The sequence below is a fragment of the Corynebacterium sp. HMSC056F09 genome, from assembly GCF_001815785.1.
Lineage (GTDB): Bacteria > Actinomycetota > Actinomycetes > Mycobacteriales > Mycobacteriaceae > Corynebacterium > Corynebacterium hiratae.
Map to the genome: position 1 here is coordinate 73252 of NZ_KV821931.1, position 17397 is coordinate 90648.

General features: G+C 59.2%; 22 protein-coding genes and 1 pseudogene. 16 read left to right on the forward strand and 7 right to left on the reverse strand.

Annotated elements, in window-relative coordinates; all coding sequences use genetic code 11:
- The first annotated feature begins 9 nt into the window (after positions 1 to 9).
- The 16 genes and pseudogenes from HMPREF3056_RS06985 to HMPREF3056_RS07055 all read left to right on the forward strand — a co-directional run.
- A complete protein-coding gene (locus HMPREF3056_RS06985; protein WP_049155071.1) occupies positions 10 to 1185 on the forward strand; it encodes an MraY family glycosyltransferase in 1176 nt (391 codons plus the stop codon).
- Positions 1186 to 1201: 16 nt separating this feature from the next.
- The gene (locus tag HMPREF3056_RS06990; RefSeq protein ID WP_049155069.1) at positions 1202 to 1636 is read left to right on the forward strand and encodes a Cg1360 family ATP-synthase-associated protein; all 435 of its coding nucleotides are present in this window, start codon (positions 1202 to 1204) and stop codon (positions 1634 to 1636) included.
- Positions 1637 to 2083: 447 nt separating this feature from the next.
- Positions 2084 to 2896, forward strand: a complete 813-nt coding sequence (atpB, locus tag HMPREF3056_RS06995) for a F0F1 ATP synthase subunit A (RefSeq protein WP_049155068.1) — start codon at positions 2084 to 2086, stop codon at positions 2894 to 2896.
- Positions 2897 to 2994: 98 nt separating this feature from the next.
- Positions 2995 to 3237, forward strand: a complete 243-nt coding sequence (locus HMPREF3056_RS07000; protein WP_010187073.1) for an ATP synthase F0 subunit C — start codon at positions 2995 to 2997, stop codon at positions 3235 to 3237.
- A 45-nt stretch (positions 3238 to 3282) separates the two neighbouring features.
- On the forward strand, positions 3283 to 3855 hold the full coding sequence (locus HMPREF3056_RS07005) for a F0F1 ATP synthase subunit B (protein ID WP_010187072.1): 573 nt from the start codon (positions 3283 to 3285) through the stop codon (positions 3853 to 3855).
- Between the two features lie 6 nt (positions 3856 to 3861).
- Positions 3862 to 4677 carry a F0F1 ATP synthase subunit delta gene (locus HMPREF3056_RS07010; protein WP_010187070.1) on the forward strand — a complete coding sequence of 272 codons (816 nt, stop codon included), beginning with the start codon at positions 3862 to 3864 and terminating at the stop codon, positions 4675 to 4677.
- 60 nt (positions 4678 to 4737) lie between these two features.
- The gene (atpA, locus tag HMPREF3056_RS07015) at positions 4738 to 6378 is read left to right on the forward strand and encodes a F0F1 ATP synthase subunit alpha (protein ID WP_010187069.1); all 1641 of its coding nucleotides are present in this window, start codon (positions 4738 to 4740) and stop codon (positions 6376 to 6378) included.
- A gap of 56 nt (positions 6379 to 6434) precedes the next feature.
- Positions 6435 to 7418, forward strand: coding sequence for a F0F1 ATP synthase subunit gamma (locus HMPREF3056_RS07020; protein WP_070511577.1), 984 nt, complete (start codon positions 6435 to 6437; stop codon positions 7416 to 7418).
- Between the two features lie 3 nt (positions 7419 to 7421).
- Positions 7422 to 8870: a F0F1 ATP synthase subunit beta gene (gene atpD, locus HMPREF3056_RS07025; protein WP_010187062.1), complete on the forward strand. Its 1449-nt coding sequence runs from the start codon at positions 7422 to 7424 to the stop codon at positions 8868 to 8870.
- A gap of 10 nt (positions 8871 to 8880) precedes the next feature.
- The gene (locus HMPREF3056_RS07030; protein ID WP_070754413.1) at positions 8881 to 9249 is read left to right on the forward strand and encodes a F0F1 ATP synthase subunit epsilon; all 369 of its coding nucleotides are present in this window, start codon (positions 8881 to 8883) and stop codon (positions 9247 to 9249) included.
- A 182-nt stretch (positions 9250 to 9431) separates the two neighbouring features.
- Positions 9432 to 9917: a DUF2550 domain-containing protein gene (locus HMPREF3056_RS07035; RefSeq protein WP_070528738.1), complete on the forward strand. Its 486-nt coding sequence runs from the start codon at positions 9432 to 9434 to the stop codon at positions 9915 to 9917.
- Positions 9918 to 9940: 23 nt separating this feature from the next.
- Positions 9941 to 10633: an endonuclease NucS gene (gene nucS / locus HMPREF3056_RS07040; RefSeq protein WP_070754414.1), complete on the forward strand. Its 693-nt coding sequence runs from the start codon at positions 9941 to 9943 to the stop codon at positions 10631 to 10633.
- Positions 10633 to 10917: a hypothetical protein gene (locus tag HMPREF3056_RS13740; protein WP_083317788.1), complete on the forward strand. Its 285-nt coding sequence runs from the start codon at positions 10633 to 10635 to the stop codon at positions 10915 to 10917. Before nucS ends, HMPREF3056_RS13740 begins: the two co-directional genes overlap by 1 nt.
- A gap of 10 nt (positions 10918 to 10927) precedes the next feature.
- Positions 10928 to 11236 carry a thiamine-binding protein gene (locus tag HMPREF3056_RS07045; protein ID WP_070754415.1) on the forward strand — a complete coding sequence of 103 codons (309 nt, stop codon included), beginning with the start codon at positions 10928 to 10930 and terminating at the stop codon, positions 11234 to 11236.
- The gene (locus HMPREF3056_RS07050) at positions 11233 to 12168 is read left to right on the forward strand and encodes a tetratricopeptide repeat protein (RefSeq protein ID WP_070645969.1); all 936 of its coding nucleotides are present in this window, start codon (positions 11233 to 11235) and stop codon (positions 12166 to 12168) included. Before HMPREF3056_RS07045 ends, HMPREF3056_RS07050 begins: the two co-directional genes overlap by 4 nt.
- Positions 12169 to 12377: 209 nt before the next feature.
- A pseudogene (locus HMPREF3056_RS07055) lies at positions 12378 to 13133 on the forward strand (ABC transporter substrate-binding protein); the annotation flags it as partial.
- Between the two features lie 23 nt (positions 13134 to 13156).
- Here the strand turns inward: HMPREF3056_RS07055 and HMPREF3056_RS07060 are convergent.
- The 7 genes from HMPREF3056_RS07060 to HMPREF3056_RS07090 all read right to left on the reverse strand — a co-directional run bounded on the left by HMPREF3056_RS07060 (position 13157) and on the right by HMPREF3056_RS07090 (position 17091).
- Complete coding sequence (locus HMPREF3056_RS07060; RefSeq protein WP_011117481.1) at positions 13157 to 14077, reverse strand: IS3 family transposase; 921 nt, start codon at positions 14075 to 14077, stop codon at positions 13157 to 13159.
- The gene (locus HMPREF3056_RS07065) at positions 14074 to 14415 is read right to left on the reverse strand and encodes a transposase (RefSeq protein WP_141759851.1); all 342 of its coding nucleotides are present in this window, start codon (positions 14413 to 14415) and stop codon (positions 14074 to 14076) included. The genes HMPREF3056_RS07060 and HMPREF3056_RS07065 overlap by 4 nt, the downstream gene beginning before the upstream one ends.
- Positions 14416 to 14743: 328 nt before the next feature.
- Entirely contained in the window at positions 14744 to 15349 is a 606-nt protein-coding gene (locus tag HMPREF3056_RS07070) for a hypothetical protein (protein WP_070754416.1), read from the reverse strand.
- A 100-nt stretch (positions 15350 to 15449) separates the two neighbouring features.
- A complete protein-coding gene (locus HMPREF3056_RS07075; RefSeq protein ID WP_174232238.1) occupies positions 15450 to 15764 on the reverse strand; it encodes an NIPSNAP family protein in 315 nt (104 codons plus the stop codon).
- A 99-nt stretch (positions 15765 to 15863) separates the two neighbouring features.
- Positions 15864 to 16193: a DMT family transporter gene (locus tag HMPREF3056_RS07080; protein ID WP_003849969.1), complete on the reverse strand. Its 330-nt coding sequence runs from the start codon at positions 16191 to 16193 to the stop codon at positions 15864 to 15866.
- Positions 16190 to 16549 (reverse strand): DMT family transporter, encoded by a 360-nt coding sequence (locus HMPREF3056_RS07085; protein WP_048733039.1) that lies wholly within the window; start codon positions 16547 to 16549, stop codon positions 16190 to 16192. Before HMPREF3056_RS07085 ends, HMPREF3056_RS07080 begins: the two co-directional genes overlap by 4 nt.
- Positions 16546 to 17091, reverse strand: a complete 546-nt coding sequence (locus HMPREF3056_RS07090; RefSeq protein WP_034666346.1) for a TetR/AcrR family transcriptional regulator — start codon at positions 17089 to 17091, stop codon at positions 16546 to 16548. Before HMPREF3056_RS07090 ends, HMPREF3056_RS07085 begins: the two co-directional genes overlap by 4 nt.
- Between the last annotated feature and the right edge of the window lie 306 nt (positions 17092 to 17397).

Here is a 17397-nt window from a genome sequence, read left to right on the forward strand (position 1 = left end):
GAGACATCAGTGGCTGGAACCGGAGTGCCGCTGCGCGAACTGGCGTTGATCATTTTCGTCGCGGCGGCGTTTACCTACATCACCACCGGACTGGTGCGCAGCGTCTTGGTGCGCAGCGGCCAGGTGGCGGAGATTCGTCTGCGTGATAGTCACTCGCAACCCACCCCGCAGTTGGGTGGCGTTGCCATGTTTACGGGGTTTGCGGCTGCTGTCTATCTCGCGGGCCAGCTTCCAGCCTTGACTCGCGGGTTTATGCCGGTCACGCCGGAGATGAACGCTGTGCTGTGGTCAGCCGCGGCCATTGTCATCGTCGGCGTGGTGGATGACCTGCTGGAACTGAGTGCTCTGGTCAAGCTGATCGGGCAATTGGTGGCGGCGGCCATCATGAGCGGTCTCGGTCTGACGTGGACTCTTCTCTTCTTGCCCTTTGGTGATGGAACCACGGTCATCCTCGACCAGGTCCAGGGAACACTCTTGACTACGTTCTTTACGGTCCTGCTCATCAACGCCATCAACTTCGTGGACGGGCTCGATGGGCTGGCTGCCGGGCTGGGCATGATTGCAGGTGGTGCCATCCTGGTTTTCTCGCTGACCGTGCTGCACGACCAGGGTGGGGCGGTCTCCGCCTATCCGCCGGCGATTATCGCGGCGGCGCTCGTGGGCGTGTGTGCCGGGTTCCTCCCGCATAACTTCGAGCCCTCTCGCATCTTCATGGGGGACAGCGGAGCGATGCTCATTGGCTTGCTGCTGGCGGCTGCATCCACCTCCGCGTCGGGCAAGATCAACATGTCGCTCTATGGAACCGTGGACATCGTGGCGCTGATGTCACCCGTTATCGTTGTTGTTGCTGCGGTCTTTATTCCAGTCCTCGACCTTGTCTGGGCTGTTATTCGCCGCGTATCTCAGGGGCGTTCGCCCTTTGCCGCGGACAAGGCCCACATCCACCACCGGCTGCTCTCGCTGGGGCACACCCACCGCCGCACCGTGTTGGTGCTGTACCTGTGGGTCTCTGCGGTGGCCTTCGGGGCGGTCTCTTTTTCCATCGTCCCCGCGCCCGTGGCCGTCGTACTAGCGCTTGTCGCGCTCGTTGTGGCCTTTGGCGTGACCCTGATTCCGCTGCGCCAGGGCAAGCTTGGGCGCCAGCCGCGTCCCACCAGCGTGGTGCTGGAAACGGATCCCTCCTGAGGTAGGGTATGGGGCTGTGACTGATTCAACGACCTCCGAAGAGCTTTCGCCGTACGACGATCATCGGCGCCCCCTCAAGCGTGCGCTCCGCCTCGGGGCCATCGGCCTTGTCGTCGTGACCATCGCGTCCCTGGCTATCTGGGGCGGTGTCCGCGGGTTGCCCGGAATCTGGGGCGTACTCGTCGGCGCGGCCATCGGCGGCGGCTTCGTGCTCTTTACCGCGGCCTCAGTTCTTCTTACTGCGCGCACCACGCCGTCGACCACGATGGCGGTGGTGCTCGGCGGCTGGCTGCTCAAGGTGGTCATCCTGATTATGGTGCTGTTGCTGATTAAGGATCTTGAGTTCTACGACACGATGGCGCTGTTCGTCACCGTGCTGCTGGCGCTGGCGGTAACACTCGGCACTGAGGTCTGGGGTGTGATTACATCCAACGTGACCTACGTGTCTTAGCCAGTCTCGACCTTTTAGAGTAAGCCACTGCTTCCGGTGACCCCGGGAGGGTGGCTTTTTGTGTAGTTAAGTGGCCACGGCGACAGCGCCCGTTACCCCCGTCAAGGTGGGAAAACACGGGTGTGTGACCAAATACACTTGGCAGGGTTTCGGCAGAATGTGGGCGTTTTATAGCGCCCACTGGCACTAGGCTGTGCCTTTAGGGCCGCAACGGGGCCCCCACGTGCGAAAACTTGAGGGCGAACTGATAGCATTCTCTTCGGGTTACCGCGGGTTAGCGCCATGCTATCCCGAAAAAGTACGGTTTATCCTTGCCCTGTTTACGCTGATGTGCGACGGAGTCCGTAGACAGGGCAAAGAGCTTGAGACGTCCATCGCACCACATAGCCTTCGACAAGCTGTGTGGCCCGAACACGGGAGAGAACGCTGAGCGTTACGACATTGGCCATGAAGGGTGAGTTTCACGCACCCGAACTGGATCCAGAATTTTTCCCGGGGCACGTAACCGATGATGGTGAAGTCGTCGATCTTCTTTTCGCCGATTTCGCCAACGGTTGGTTCGCTTTGGATCGCATCATGCTGGTTCGTCTGTTCATGGCGGCCATCCTGGTGCTCCTTTTTGTTGTCGCCTTCAGGAACCCGAAGCTGGTTCCTAAAGGATTGCAAAACGTAGCGGAGCATGCGATTGACTTCGTACGAATTCACATCGCAGAAGACATCTTGGGCCGCAAGGAAGGACGTCGATTCCTTCCGATCCTGGCCACGATCTTCTTCGGTGTTTTGTTCTGGAACGTAGCAACTATTGTTCCAGCTCTAAACATCTCTCCGAACGCTCGTATTGGTATGCCAATCGTGCTGGCTGTCGTCGCGTACATCGCCATGATTTACGCCGGCGCCAAGCGCTTTGGCTTCGGCAAGTTCATCAAGTCCTCGGTGGTTATTCCTAACCTGCCGCCGTTGCTGCACGTGCTTGTCGTACCGATTGAGGCTTTCTCTACGTTTGTCATGCGCCCAGTCACGCTGGCTCTTCGTCTGATGGCGAACTTCCTGGCTGGCCACCTCATTTTGGTCCTGTTGTACTCGGCAACGAACTTCTTCTTCTTCCAGTTCAACGGTTGGACTGCACTGAGTGGCCTCACTCTGGTCGCAGCGGTTCTGTTCACGCTGTACGAAATTATCGTCATCTTCCTGCAGGCATACATTTTCGCCCTGCTGACGGCGGTATACATCGAACTGTCGCTGCATGCAGATTCGCACTAACAACAACGCGAACCTCGCGGTTAACTAAATACCCCAAAACCACCACATCCCCCGCGGAAGAATCCGTGGGAAAACTTTGAAAGGGAACGACTTTCATCATGAACGAAATCATTCTTGCTCAGGCTGCTGACGAGTCCACCCTCAAGGGCCTCGGCGCCATCGGCTACGGCATCGCAACCATCGGCCCGGGTCTGGGCATCGGTATCCTCGTCGGCAAGACCGTCGAGGGCATGGCACGTCAGCCGGAGATGGCTGGCCAGCTGCGTACCACCATGTTCCTGGGTATCGCCTTCGTTGAGGCCCTCGCCCTGATTGGCCTCGTTGCAGGCTTCCTGTTCTAAAGAGCGCTTTACACAAAGTAAATCGAACTTTAAGAACGGAGCCCCATGAACAACGTCATTTACTACCTTGCAGCAGAAGGAAGTGAAACCCTGCCCCTCGAGTCGGGCAACTCTATCCTTCTGCCCAAGATGTACGACTTGGTCTGGTCGATCATTCCGTTCACCATCATCCTGATTGTGTTCTGGAAGCTCGTTCTTCCGGCATACAACAAGATGCTGCAGGAGCGTGAAGACCGGATCGAAGGTGGCCTTAAGCGTGCGGAGGCTCAGCAGGCCGAAGCAAAGGCCGCTCTGGAAAAGTACAATGCTCAGCTCGCTGACGCGCGAGCAGAGGCTGCGGAGATTCGTGAGCAGGCGCGCGAGCGCGGCAAGCTGATCGAGGCAGAGGCTAAGGAAGCTGCAGAAGAAGAGTCTCGTCGCATTCTGACCGCTGGCGAGAAGCAGCTTGAAGCTTCCCGCGCACAGGTCGTGTCTGAGCTGCGTTCCGACATCGGACAGAACTCCATCAACCTGGCAGAGAAGCTGCTCGGCGGCGAACTTTCGGACGCCACCAAGCAGTCCTCCACCATTGATAACTTCCTGTCCGAGCTCGACACTGTGGCACCGGCCGGAAAGTAGGCAACGATGAAGGCAGCTAGCCGCGAAGCACTCGCTACCGTTGAGTCCAAGCTGGATGAGTTCCTCTCCGGTGACCGCTCGGTGGCGACTGCTACCCAGGCAGGCCAGGACCTCTTTGAGGTGGTCCGCGTCCTCGACGGCGACCGCGAGCTGCGCGTCGCGCTGACCGACGACGCCTCCACCTCTGAGGAGCGCAAGTCCCTGGTCCAGACCCTTTTCGGCGGCAAGGTTTCCCCGGTAGCACTGCAGGTGCTCCAGGAGGCAGCCGCCGCACAGTGGTCGACCCCGCGTGATATCGCCCGCGGCCTTATCATCCTTGGCCGTCGCGCACTGCTGCGCGGCGCTGAGTTTGAGGGCAAGCTGGGCCAGGTGGAAGACGAACTCTTCTCCCTGTCGCGCGTGCTTGACCGCGAAGGCGAACTGACCCAGCTGCTTTCAGACCGTACTGCGACGTCCGACCGCAAGGTTGGGCTGCTGGCAAGCGTGCTCTACGGCAAGGTCACGATGGTTACTGAAGCGCTTGCGCTGCAGGCCATTGGCCGCCCGGAGCAGAACCCGATTGATGATCTCGCCGGATTGGCGGACACTGCAGCCAAGCTGCAGGGCCGTACCATCGCGCGCGTGACCTCGGCGGGTGAGCTGAACGATAGCCAGCGGGCAGCACTCGCTGAAAAGCTGGGCAAAATTTATGGTCGTGCGATGTCCATCCACTCTGAGGTTGACACCAGCCTCCTCGGTGGTATGACCATCCGCGTCGGCGACGAAGTCATCGATGGTTCGACGGCAGGCAAGATTGCTCGCCTTCGCGCGCAGATGGCATAAGCCGAAACGACAGAAACGATTAAGTAATTGCTGGAAGATACTACCGAGAGCAGGAAGAACATGGCGGAGCTGACGATCTCCTCCGACGAGATCCGTAGCGCGATTGCGAACTACACCTCGAGCTACTCCGCGGAGGCCTCCCGTGAGGAGGTCGGCGTGGTCATTTCGGCAGCTGACGGTATTGCGCAGGTTTCGGGCCTGCCGTCCGTCATGGCGAATGAGCTGCTCGAGTTCCCCGGCGGCGTAATTGGCGTCGCACAGAACCTTGACACCAACTCCATCGGTGTCGTGGTCTTGGGCAACTTCGAGTCGCTTAAAGAAGGCGACGAGGTCAAGAGGACCGGCGAGGTTCTCTCCATCCCTGTGGGCGAGGAATTCCTCGGCCGCGTTATCAACCCCCTGGGCCAGCCGATTGACGGCATGGGCCCGATCACCGCTGAAGAGGACCGCGTCCTCGAGCTGCAGGCACCGTCCGTGCTGCAGCGTCAGCCGGTGGAAGAGCCGATGCAGACCGGCATCAAGGCTATTGACGCGATGACCCCGATTGGTCGTGGTCAGCGTCAGCTGATCATTGGTGACCGTAAGACGGGTAAGACCGCCGTCTGTATCGACACCATCCTGAACCAGAAGGCTAACTGGGAGTCTGGCGACAAGAACAAGCAGGTCCGCTGCATCTACGTCGCCATCGGCCAGAAGGGCTCCACCATTGCTGGTGTGCGCCACACCCTGGAGCAGCACGGCGCTCTGGAGTACACCACCATCGTGGCTGCTCCGGCATCCGACGCCGCCGGCTTCAAGTGGCTGGCACCGTTCTCCGGTGCAGCTCTGGGTCAGCACTGGATGTACCAGGGCAACCACGTCCTGATCATTTACGATGATCTGACCAAGCAGGCTGAGGCCTACCGTGCGATTTCCCTTCTGCTGCGCCGTCCGCCGGGCCGCGAGGCTTACCCGGGCGACGTCTTCTACCTCCACTCCCGTCTGCTGGAGCGTGCTGCAAAGCTCTCTGACGACATGGGTGCAGGTTCCATGACCGCACTGCCGATCATTGAGACCAAGGCGAACGACGTCTCCGCCTTCATTCCGACCAACGTTATTTCTATTACCGACGGCCAGGTCTTCCTGGAGTCCGACCTGTTCAACCAGGGCGTCCGTCCGGCAATTAACGTCGGTGTGTCCGTCTCCCGTGTTGGTGGTGCCGCACAGACCAAGGGTATGAAGAAGGTTGCCGGTAACCTCCGTCTCGAGCTGGCTGCCTACCGTGACCTGCAGGCCTTCGCGGCCTTCGCATCCGACCTGGATCCGGCTTCCAAGGCTCAGCTGGAGCGCGGTGAGCGCCTCGTCGAGCTGCTCAAGCAGTCCGAGTCCTCCCCGCAGCCTGTCGAGTACCAGATGGTGTCCATCTTCCTCGCAGACCAGGGCATCTTCGACGTCGTTCCCGTCGAGGACGTACGCCGCTTCGAGAAGGAGCTGCACGACCACCTCAACTCTGCAACCCCGCAGGTGTTCGAGCAGATCCAGGGCGGTACCGCTCTGACCGACGAGTCCAAGGATGCACTTGTTGCAGCAGCAAAGGACTTCACTCCGTCCTTCCGCACGACCGAGGGCAACAACCTTGGTACCGAGGCGCCGGTTGACCCGCTCGCCGCGGATGATGTGAATAAGACCGAGCTCAACGTCTCCCGCAAGACGGCCAAATAGAGTTTCGCACGCTCTAAGAATTAACCGTCTAGAAAAAGAAGGGAGGAGCGAACACCATGGCTAATCTTCGTGAACTGCGTGACCGTATCCGGTCCGTCAATTCCACCAAGAAGATCACCAAGGCACAGGAGCTCATTGCTACCTCGCGCATTACCAAGGCTCAGGCCAGGGTAGAAGCGGCGCAGCCTTATGCACGTGAACTGTCCAACGTGCTTAACAAGCTGGCGGCGCACACGTCCTTGGATCACCCGATGCTCCGGGAACGCGAAGATGCGAAGGTTGCCGCTATTCTCGTGGTCTCTTCGGACCGCGGTATGTGCGGTGGCTACAACAACAACATCTTCAAGAAGGCGGCCGAGCTGGAAGCCCTGCTCAAGAGCGAGGGTTTCGAGACCGTCCGCTACGTGACCGGCAACAAGGGCGTTGGCTTCTACAAGTTCCGTGAGGACGAGGTCGCAGGCAGCTGGACTGGATTCTCGCAGGATCCGACCTGGGAAAAGACGCACGATGTGCGCCGCCACATTATCGACGGCTTCGTCGCCGGTTCGAACGGCCAGGCCAAGACCCGCGAGGGCATTAACGTGGAGGGCGAGACCGTTCGCGGTTTCGACCAGGTACACGTCGTGTACACCGAGTTCGAGTCCATGCTGACCCAGACCGCGCGTGTGCAGCAGCTGCTGCCGGTGGTACCGGTTATCGAGGAAGAGGACTACAACCTGGGTGAGTCCGCGCTTTCCGACGCCGAGCCGAACAATCAGATCACCCCTGATTACGACTTCGAGCCGGATGCGGACACCCTGATGGAAGCGCTGCTTCCGCAGTACGTGTCTCGCCTCCTATTTGCGATGTTCTTGGAGTCCTCGGCCTCCGAGTCCGCCGCACGCCGTACCGCAATGAAGTCTGCAACCGACAACGCTACCGAGCTGGTCAAGGACCTCTCGCGCGTGGCCAACCAGGCCCGTCAGGCGCAGATTACCCAAGAAATCACAGAGATCGTCGGTGGCGCTGGGGCGCTCGCCGAAAGCGCAGAAAGTGACTAGATTATGACTACAGCTCTGCAAGAGCAGAACACACAGTCGTCGGCTACCGCCGGCCGTGTGGTGCGTGTCATCGGTCCGGTCGTCGACGTGGAGTTTCCGCGTGGCGGGCTGCCGGCACTGTACAACGCACTGACCGTCGAGGTGACCCTCGAGGCTGTTGCAAAGACCGTCACCCTTGAGGTCGCTCAGCACCTCGGTGACAACCTCGTCCGTGCCGTGTCCATGGCTCCGACCGACGGCCTCGTCCGCGGTGCCGCCGTGACCGACACCGGCAAGCCGATTTCCGTCCCGGTGGGCGATGTGGTCAAGGGCCACGTCTTCAACGCCCTCGGTGACTGCCTTGACCAGCCGGGTCTGGGCCGCGATGGCGAGCAGTGGGGCATCCACCGCGAGCCGCCGGCTTTCGACCAGCTCGAGGGTAAGACCGAGATTCTGGAGACCGGTATTAAGGTCATCGACCTGCTGACCCCGTACGTGAAGGGCGGCAAGATCGGCCTGTTCGGTGGTGCAGGTGTGGGTAAGACCGTTCTTATCCAGGAGATGATTACTCGTATCGCACGCGAGTTCTCCGGTACCTCCGTCTTCGCCGGCGTCGGCGAGCGCACCCGTGAGGGCACCGACCTCTTCCTCGAGATGGAAGAGATGGGCGTTCTCCAGGACACCGCACTTGTCTTCGGCCAGATGGATGAGCCGCCAGGAGTCCGTATGCGCGTGGCTCTGTCCGGCCTGACCATGGCGGAGTACTTCCGCGATGTGCAGAACCAGGACGTGCTGCTGTTCATCGACAACATCTTCCGTTTCACCCAGGCCGGTTCTGAGGTGTCGACCCTGCTGGGCCGCATGCCTTCCGCCGTGGGTTACCAGCCGACTCTGGCTGATGAGATGGGTGTGCTGCAGGAGCGTATTACCTCCACCAAGGGTAAGTCCATTACCTCCCTGCAGGCCGTCTACGTGCCGGCCGATGACTACACCGACCCGGCTCCGGCGACCACCTTCGCCCACCTCGATGCCACCACCGAGTTGGACCGTGGTATTGCTTCGAAGGGTATTTACCCGGCAGTGAACCCGCTGACCTCTACCTCTCGTATTCTGGAGCCGTCCATCGTGGGCGAGCGCCACTACGAGGTTGCACAGCGCGTCATCGGTATTCTGCAGAAGAACAAGGAGCTTCAGGACATCATCGCCATCCTTGGTATGGATGAGCTGTCTGAGGAAGACAAGATTACCGTTCAGCGTGCTCGCCGTATCGAGCGCTTCCTGGGCCAGAACTTCTTCGTCGCAGAGAAGTTCACCGGCCTGCCGGGCTCCTACGTGCCGCTGGCCGATACCATCGATGCTTTCGAGCGCATCTGCAACGGCGAATTCGACCACTACCCGGAGCAGGCCTTCAACGGCCTGGGTGGCTTGGACGACGTCGAGGCTGCGTACAAGAAGCTGACTGAGAAGAAGTAGGGAGAGGCACATGGCTGACATCACCGCCGAATTGGTTTCCGTCGAGCGCCTGCTGTGGACCGGCAAGGCCACCATGGTGACGGCTGAGACCACCGAGGGTGAGATCGGCGTGCTTCCTGGTCATGAGCCCATGGTCGGTCAGTTGATCGACAATGGTGTTGTGACCATCCACCCAGTCGACGGCGACCGTCGCGTCGCCGCTGTCCAGGGTGGCTTCCTCTCCGTGTCCGACAACAAGATCACCGTCCTCGCCGACTGGTCCATCTGGGCCTCCGAGGTCGATGAAGCCCAGGCACAGGAAGACCTGAAGTCTGAGCGTGAGCTCACGAGGTCCCGTGGTGACGCCGCACTGCGCGCCGCCCGCCGCCTCAACAGCTAACGGATGAGCGGAGAGGGAAACGACGGGCAGCAATGACCGCCCTTCCCACTCTCACCTAGGAACCCCACACCCTCGCTACGAGGGGGTGGGGTTCCTTCGTGTTCTATGGGAGGGGTACCTGCGGGCTAGGAGGTACCACCAAGAACTAGCATTGCCTGCTCCAACGGCGGTACAATCAACCCATGAATTCTCAGGTGCTTCAGGGGCTAACAATTCTTTTGGGTCTGTGTGCACTGGTCCTCTTGGTTTTCCTCATCCTGGCGGCGGTGCGCTTTTTCACCGTGCGATCCCGTGGCACGAGCATTCTGTTGCGCCGACTCCCGTCGAAGGACTCTTATACATGGCGTCATGGTCTCGTGCGCTATGACGGTGAGTTCATGAAGTATTTTAAGCTTCGCTCCGTCATGCCCCGCGCCAACAAGCGCTTTAATCGCCTCGACATCGAACTGGGTAGCATCCGCCCTATGGACGATGACGAGGCTTCTTTTATGCCCTCCGGCCACCAAATCATCCAGATTAGCGTCGATGGGCAGGACTATGAGATTGCCTCCGATGCGCAGGGAATTATGGCCTTGAACGCGTGGGTGGAATCCGCCCCGTCGAAGCGTCAGGAGAAGCTGGATTATCACCAGATGCGCCAGCGGGCTACCCGTTTACCTAAGAAGTAGCGGCCAACGATAGGGTAGAGGGCATGCGTGTTGTCATCGCCCAATGCTCCGTAGATTACGTCGGTCGCCTCGACGCCCACCTTCCCATGGCGGACCGTCTCATCCTCATCAAGGCCGATGGTTCGGTGTCCATCCATGCGGATGACCGCGCCTACAAACCTCTGAACTGGATGACGCCGCCGTGCACCTTTGAGGAGTCGGCGATTGAGGATATCGACGGCGAAGACACGGGGGAGAAGCTGTGGCTGGTGGAGAACCCGAAAGGTGAGCAGTTGCGCATCACCATCTCGCAGATCCACCAAGAGATCGACATGGAGTTGGGGGAAGACCCAGGCCTGGTCAAAGATGGCGTGGAGGCACACCTACAGGAGCTTCTGGCCGAGCACATCGAAACGTTGGGGGAGAAGTACTCGCTCGTGCGTCGCGAGTATCCCACGGCTATTGGTCCGGTGGACATCATGGCCAAGAATGATAAGAACGAGTTCGTCGCCGTGGAGGTCAAGCGCCGCGGCGGTATCGATGGTGTCGAGCAGCTCACGCGCTACCTCGAATTGCTGAACCGCGATGATTTGCTGGCACCCGTCCACGGCGTGTTCGCCGCGCAGGAAATCAAGCCCCAGGCGCGGACCTTGGCGGAGGACCGCGGCATTCGTTGCGTCGTCTTGGATTACCAGGAGCTGCGCGGCATCGAGTCCAACGAACTGCGGTTGTTCTAGTGCCTCGTCGCAACCGCCGAATTCGTGCGGAGCCGCGCTCCCTGCCGCGCGATGGAAGCTCGTTCCTCGGTTCACAAACCGTTTCTGGACCGCGCTGGACCCATGGGGAGCCATTCCTCATGCGACACGTCGGTAGCGCCGCCGCCCAGAAATACTACGTGTGCCCGGGATGCAACCAAAACATCCCTCCCGGGGTGGCGCACATCGTGGCGTGGCCGCGGGACACCGGTGGGCGCGCAGATGATCGCCGACACTGGCACCGGCACTGCTGGGAGCGGCGGTAGGATAGCGGGCATGATTGTTGCCTTTTCCGTAGCCCCCAGTGTCGTGGGTGATGAACGCGCTGAGATGTCCGATGCCGTTGCTGAAGCAGTGCGCGTCGTCCGGGCCTCCGGCCTGCCAAACGAGACCAATGCCATGTTCACCATCATCGAGGGTGAGTGGGATGAAGTCTTCGCAGTCATCAAGGAGGCCACCGATGCCGTGCGTGCTGTCTCGCCGCGCACGAGCCTGGTGATTAAGGCCGATATCCGCGAAGGCGTGACCGGGCAGATAACCCAAAAAGTAGATTCCGTTAACCGTTACCTGGAGGAGAATAAGTGACCGGACCGTACGTAGGAGGAGCCCTCGACCTAGGCGCCATCAAGCAGCAGGCGGAGGCGCGGGCGCAAGCACAATCCCAACCCGCACATGCCGGAGCCGCCGGCTCCGGCGGAGGAATTGCCCCTTTCTTCGAGGTCACCGAGCAGAACTTCGAGAATGACTTGGTGCGCCGCTCTGCGGAAGTACCCGTCATCGCCTTGATTGGCTCGCCGCGCTCCCCGGCCTCCGAGCAGCTCAAGAAGGACTTCGAGGAGATGGCGGCCGCAGGTGGGCTGAAGTTCATCGTCGGCTATATCAACGCCGATGTCGTGCCCCAGGTGGCGCAGGTCTTTGGCGTACAGAATCTGCCGACCACCGTTGCCATCGCCGCCGGCCAGCCCGTCACCAACTTTGAGGGCGGGCAGCCGCGCGAGAACCTGGAGCAGTGGGTAGCGGCGATCGTCGATAAGCTCGGCCCCCAGCTCAAGGGCTTGCCTGACCAAGATGTGGCGGGGGAGAACCCCGAGGAAGAAGCCGCGGATCCGCGCCTGAGCCTTGCTGAGGACGCGCTCAACCGCGGCGATTTCGACGCTGCCATCGCCACCTACGAGGAGATCCTGGCTGCTGAGCCAGACAACGTGGAAATCAAGCAGGCTCGTGATACCACGCTGCTGCTTAAGCGCTTGGACCCAGCGAACCGCAGCGAGGATCCCATCGTCGCTGCGGATGCTGCCCCAGAAGACGTGGCAAAGCAGCTCGACGCCGCCGACGCGGAGGTCGTCGCCGGTGCTCCCGACCGCGCCTTCGAGCGCCTCATTGAGGCGATGAAGCGTACCGCCGGGGGTGACAAGGAGCAGCTCAAGACCCGCCTCTTGGAGCTCTTCGGGCTCTTTGATTCCGGCGACCCGCGCGTGCTGGCCGCGCGCACGAAGCTGGCCAGCGCGTTGTACTAAAGACGGCGTAGTAAAAGGGCCCAAGTTGTGCCGGGCCCGAGAGCGACCTTCCCGGACTGTCGCGGGCTGGACCCTCAGGATGGCTCAGTTGAGTCCTCTCCTGAGGGCCTTTTTGTGTTTGAACTACACCGCGGTGTGAGGTACCACATGCTAAATTCTTTCTAGTGTTATCACGCACAATTTGTTTTTGCTCTTTCAGGAGGACTCTCATGCGCAAGCTCCTCGGCGTCGTCGGCGCCGCCTCTCTTGCTTTTACCCTTGCTGCCTGCGGAAGCGATAGCTCCGATAGCGCCGGCGGTGCCAACTATGTTCGCGTTCTGGGCACCGAACCGCAGCAGGGGCTCATTCCCGCGATGACGAATGAGAACGGTGGCGGACGTATCGTCGATATGCTGTTTTCCGGATTGGTGTACTACGACGCCGACGGCAACGTGCACAACGAGATGGCGGAGTCCATCGACAAGGAAGGGGACAAGACCTACAAGGTCACGCTCAAGCCTGACCTGAAGTTCTCTGATGGCTCAGCCGTGACGGCCGATTCCTTCGTCGATACGTGGAATTACGCGGTGGCCAACGAACAGCTCAATGAGAGCTTCTTCTCCTCCATCAAGGGCTACGGGGAAGGCGTCAAGGAAATGGAGGGCCTCAAGGTTATCGATGAACGCACCTTCACCATCGAGCTCACCCAGCCAGAAAGCGACTTTCCGAGCCGTTTAGGCTACAACGCTTACTTCCCGGTTCCGGCGGCCGCGCTGGAGGACCCGCAGGGCTTTGGCGAATCCCCGGTGTCGAACGGCCCTTACAAGATCAAGGAATGGAACCACAACCAGAACCTGATCATCGAGCCGAACCCGGAGTACAAGGGGGACCGTGCAGCACAGAACGAGGGCATCGAGTTCGCCTTCTACGCCGATTCCAGCGCAGCCTACATGGACCTGTTGGCGAATAACCTCGATGTCCTCGAAGTGAAGTGCCCCGGGTTTTGTTCCTAGGCGTTTGCCTTGATTTCTATTATTGCTTGCGGCGGGTGCTGGTCCCAAAATTCGGTTTCCACTTCAGCTGGCGTGCGGTAGCCCAAGCTTTGGTGAAGCCTCGTCTCGTTCCACCATGACACCCACTCAAACGTCGCGATTTCCACCTCGACAACCTCATCCCACCTGCGAGTATGGATCAGCTCGTTTTTGTAGGAACCATTAACGTTTTCCGCCAGAGCATTGTCATAGGAGTCGCCAACAGTTCCGGTGGAAGCGGCAATCCCGTGCTGGGCAAGACGCTCGTTGTAGACAACGCTGACATACTGCGAGCCGTGATCCGAATGATGAATGAGACCTGTTGTTTCCTCAGCAGACGCGATCGCCTGGTTGAGAGCTTGCAGCGGCAACGCTTCGGTGCGCATGGAATCTGATAACGCCCACCCAACGATCCGTCGGGAGTAAACATCGGTGACAAACGCGGCATACACAAAGCCTTTCTTCGTGCGCACGTAGGTAATATCAGCCACCCACAGCTTGTTCGGGCCTTCGGCTTTGAATTCTCGCTCCACCAAGTCCGGGCGCAAATCCGGCCTTTGAGGTGTGCGAGTGGTCATAGGCGAGCGGCCTTTGCCTTTGCCTGATACACCGGCTAGACGCATCAGCCGCGCGGTTTGTTCACGACCGATATCGATTCCGTCACGATGAAGAGCATGCCACATTTTCCGCACACCGTAGATGCCGTAATTATCCCGATGGATAGCACTAATGCGTTCAACCAGCACAGCATCACGAAGGCCGCGAGCACTTACCCCACGGGCCTTGGACTGACGATACCCACGCGAGGTGATGAACCCACCAGCGCGGTTTTTCTTCAACGTCTTACAGATGAACTCGACAGAGAAACGATTCCGGTATTCATCGATGAACCGGATCATTTCCGACGTTTTGGGTCGAGTTCCGACGCGAAAAAAGCTGAGGCAGCCTTTAAAAGTTCATTGGTGTCGCGTAGCTCTTGATTTTCACGGCGAAGCCTCGCGTTTTCGGCGGCCAGATCTTCAGGCACGGGTTCTGGGATGTTTCCCGCACGGCGGGCCTGTTGGGTCCATTGACGGGCTGTGTGCCATGACACCCCCAGCTTTGGGGCTACTGCCTGGCACGCGGCTTGCATCGACATATTTTCCGCCAAGATGCGGTCCTCTACAAGACGGACCACACGATCCTTCGCATCCTGGTCAAATTTCTTGGCATATTCCAGATTTTCCCATCTACTCAAACGGAACAAAACCTGGGACACTTCAAAGCTTCGATGAACAGCACGATAGCCAAAAGCACCCAAGCAAAAAACGTGGTTCTCTCTAGGGAATAATCGTCCGGATTATCGGTCACTTGATACCCACATTTAGAAGCTCTCCGCATCCAACAAGATCTAGTCAGAAACACAGCGAAACCGACTAAGGCAAGAAGTGCCGCGAAACCACTACCGAATTGTTCAGCACTTCCCGCAGGGGACGCAAACATGTGGCATACCTCTATAACAAAGATGAAGAAACCACACAGAGCGACAAGACGATTAATGCAAGAGTAGTTCCTTGCCCGTCCCGTCAACGGCGCTTCCGTCTGACCTTTTCGACAACCTCGGGGCCGCTTTCCAGCTCAGTTAATGGAAGTCCATCTGAGTCCAATGCTTCCACTGCCTTAGAAAGTGCCTCGTTTGTAATTGCCGCTACTTTTGCTAGATACTCGCTAAATGTACGAATGACCCCCTCGGCATCATTTCGCTCGGTCGCGAAATCGACAACAAAAAGGAAATCACCGTACCATTCATCAGATACTGCTTCTTTAATCTTGTCGAAGCTTTCCCTGACTGAAGGATCACATACAAATGGATCCGCTTTTGCCAACTCCGACTTCACTCGAAAACGGTATTTCTGCACAAGCGTCTTAGAAATTTCCGAAAAGTCTTCTTCAGAAGATACGAGCTTGTCTACTTCATGCGGCTTACTTATAAGCTGCATTTCTTCTAGCGTTTCCCCTAGGACAGATCTAACGGCCTCCATTTGCCGAATGCGCTTCTTCTCTAACTTACTATCGGCGAGAGATTTTTCCTTTTGCTTGTCAACTTTCCGGTTTCTAACGTAATTGAAAAGTATTGTCGCAAAAGACCCGACGACCGCCCCAGATCCACTCCACGCTAAAAAATCAATCATTCCATCTCCGTAGGTAATATTAGTTATATAGAGTACACCCATCTGTACGCGCTGACCTGCGGCGTTGTGGGTTGTGCCGAGCGTGCTGCCGGAGTCCCTTTCAGTGTCCCTGGGGTAGGAGCGGCCGCATGAAGGTGCGCTCGTACCGCAGGACGCACTCGGACTCGTCTCGAATCCGGTCAGCGGCGATGAAGTCCGAGTGGGTGCCGAACAAGGTGCGGTACTGCTCGTAGGCAGCCAGGCTGGGGAAGCTGAACAGGGATTCCGCACGGTCACTCACACCTTCCGCGGGTAGGTAGTACCCGTGGTGGGTGCCGCCGTGTTCGTCGACATGCCGCATCCAAGCGCGGGCGAACTGTTCAAAGGCTGCGATCTGGTCGGGGTCGATGGTGTAGTGGACGACACAGGTGATCACATCCACAACGCTAGGCCCACAGGCGCTCATTGGGGAGCCTTTGTCTGTGCGCCTCGTGGTGCAGCACACCAATCTGCCTGGTTTACCTGCGGAAATGCGTCAGTTCGCCAAGTTGGCGCCGAGTTCAACGGTGAGAACTCCGACGGCGATGAGGAGGATGCCGAGGGCCATGGTTCGGGTGAGGGGTTCGTGGAAGATGACCCGGGCGAGGATCGCGGTGAGAGCTACGCCGGATGCTGCCCAGATGCCGTAGGCGACGCCAAGGGCCATGCCGTCGGCCAAGGCGAGACTTAAGGCGACGAACGCCACGAGATACCCCGCGATGACGCCGATGAACCATTTCTTCACCCGGCCACCGTCGGAGGCTCGTAGCGACATGGTCGCGACGACTTCGGACAAGATGGCGCCTGCGAGGAAGATCCATCTCATGAGTTGACTCCTGCTTCCTGGGCTGCGGTTTGCTGAGCTTTCTGGGAGCCGAGTTCGACGGTGAGGACACCGCTGATGATCGCAACCATTCCAAGACCCATCACAGCGGTCAGAGGTTCACCGAAAATCGCGGCGGATAGCACGGCGGCGAGCACGACCCCGCTGGCTCCCCAGATGCCATAGGCGACGCCGATCTGCATTCCTTCGCGCAGGCAGAAGGTGAGGAAGACGAAAGTGCCGATGTATCCGGCAGCAACCACGATGTACCAGGATGGGTGATTGAGCGCCGCCTTGAGAGACAGCGTCGCCGCCACTTCGGTAGTGATGGCGCCAGCGAGCAGGAACCACTGCTTCATGGGGTTGTTCCTTCGATCAGGGAGCGAATGCTGGAGACGACGGCTTCGAGATCCGCGCCGTGGAGGGTGGACACACCTGTGGCCTGGGCGCCCCAGAGTCCGTCGGCGGCGAGTCGGGCGGTGGTCAGCCTGGCTCGGGTGGCGGCGTCGAGATCGTCCGGGAGTTCGAGCCAGCGGCCCATCCGCGTAGTCCACGGTTCGGTGAGTTCGGGCCGATACGTCGCTTGGCCCCAGATGATGAACTCGGCGCGCTTGGCGGCCCCGTGGGCGGCGACGTGAACGTAGCTCAGGAGCCGCTCGGTGGCGTTGGCGTTCTCGAGGGGCTTGCCAAGGGTGGCAGTCATGTCGTTCTCGACGTTGGCCGCAGCGTGGTCGACGATCGCGGCGAGCAGTACGTCGCGGTTGCGGAAGTGATATAGCAATCCCGGTTTGGTGAGCCCGGCCTCGTGGGCCACTGCGTCAAGGGTAATGTCGCCACCCTCCGCTGCGTTCATGACGCGGAGGGCAGCTTCCAGGATCTCGGAGCGCTGACTGGTTCGCATATAGCTAACTTTACCATTTGGTAGGTGAAGCCTTCAACTGCGGGCGCTGGTAGGGGCACCTGGGGTACACCCTATTGTTACGCCGGTGTGCGGCAGAATGTTTCCTGTAAAATAGGGCCGTTCCTAGCATTGTTTTACACGTGTATAGTGGGGTCTAGGCCTTATGTTTACAGAAAGTGGTGAGTGTGGTGTTATCGTCTGATGGTTTCCATATTGAAAGTCATATTGACTCTGTGCCCGCGTTGGCGCGGGTGAAAGATCTGCATGGTGGACTCTCGGACCTGACCCCTGTTTGGTAGACACCTG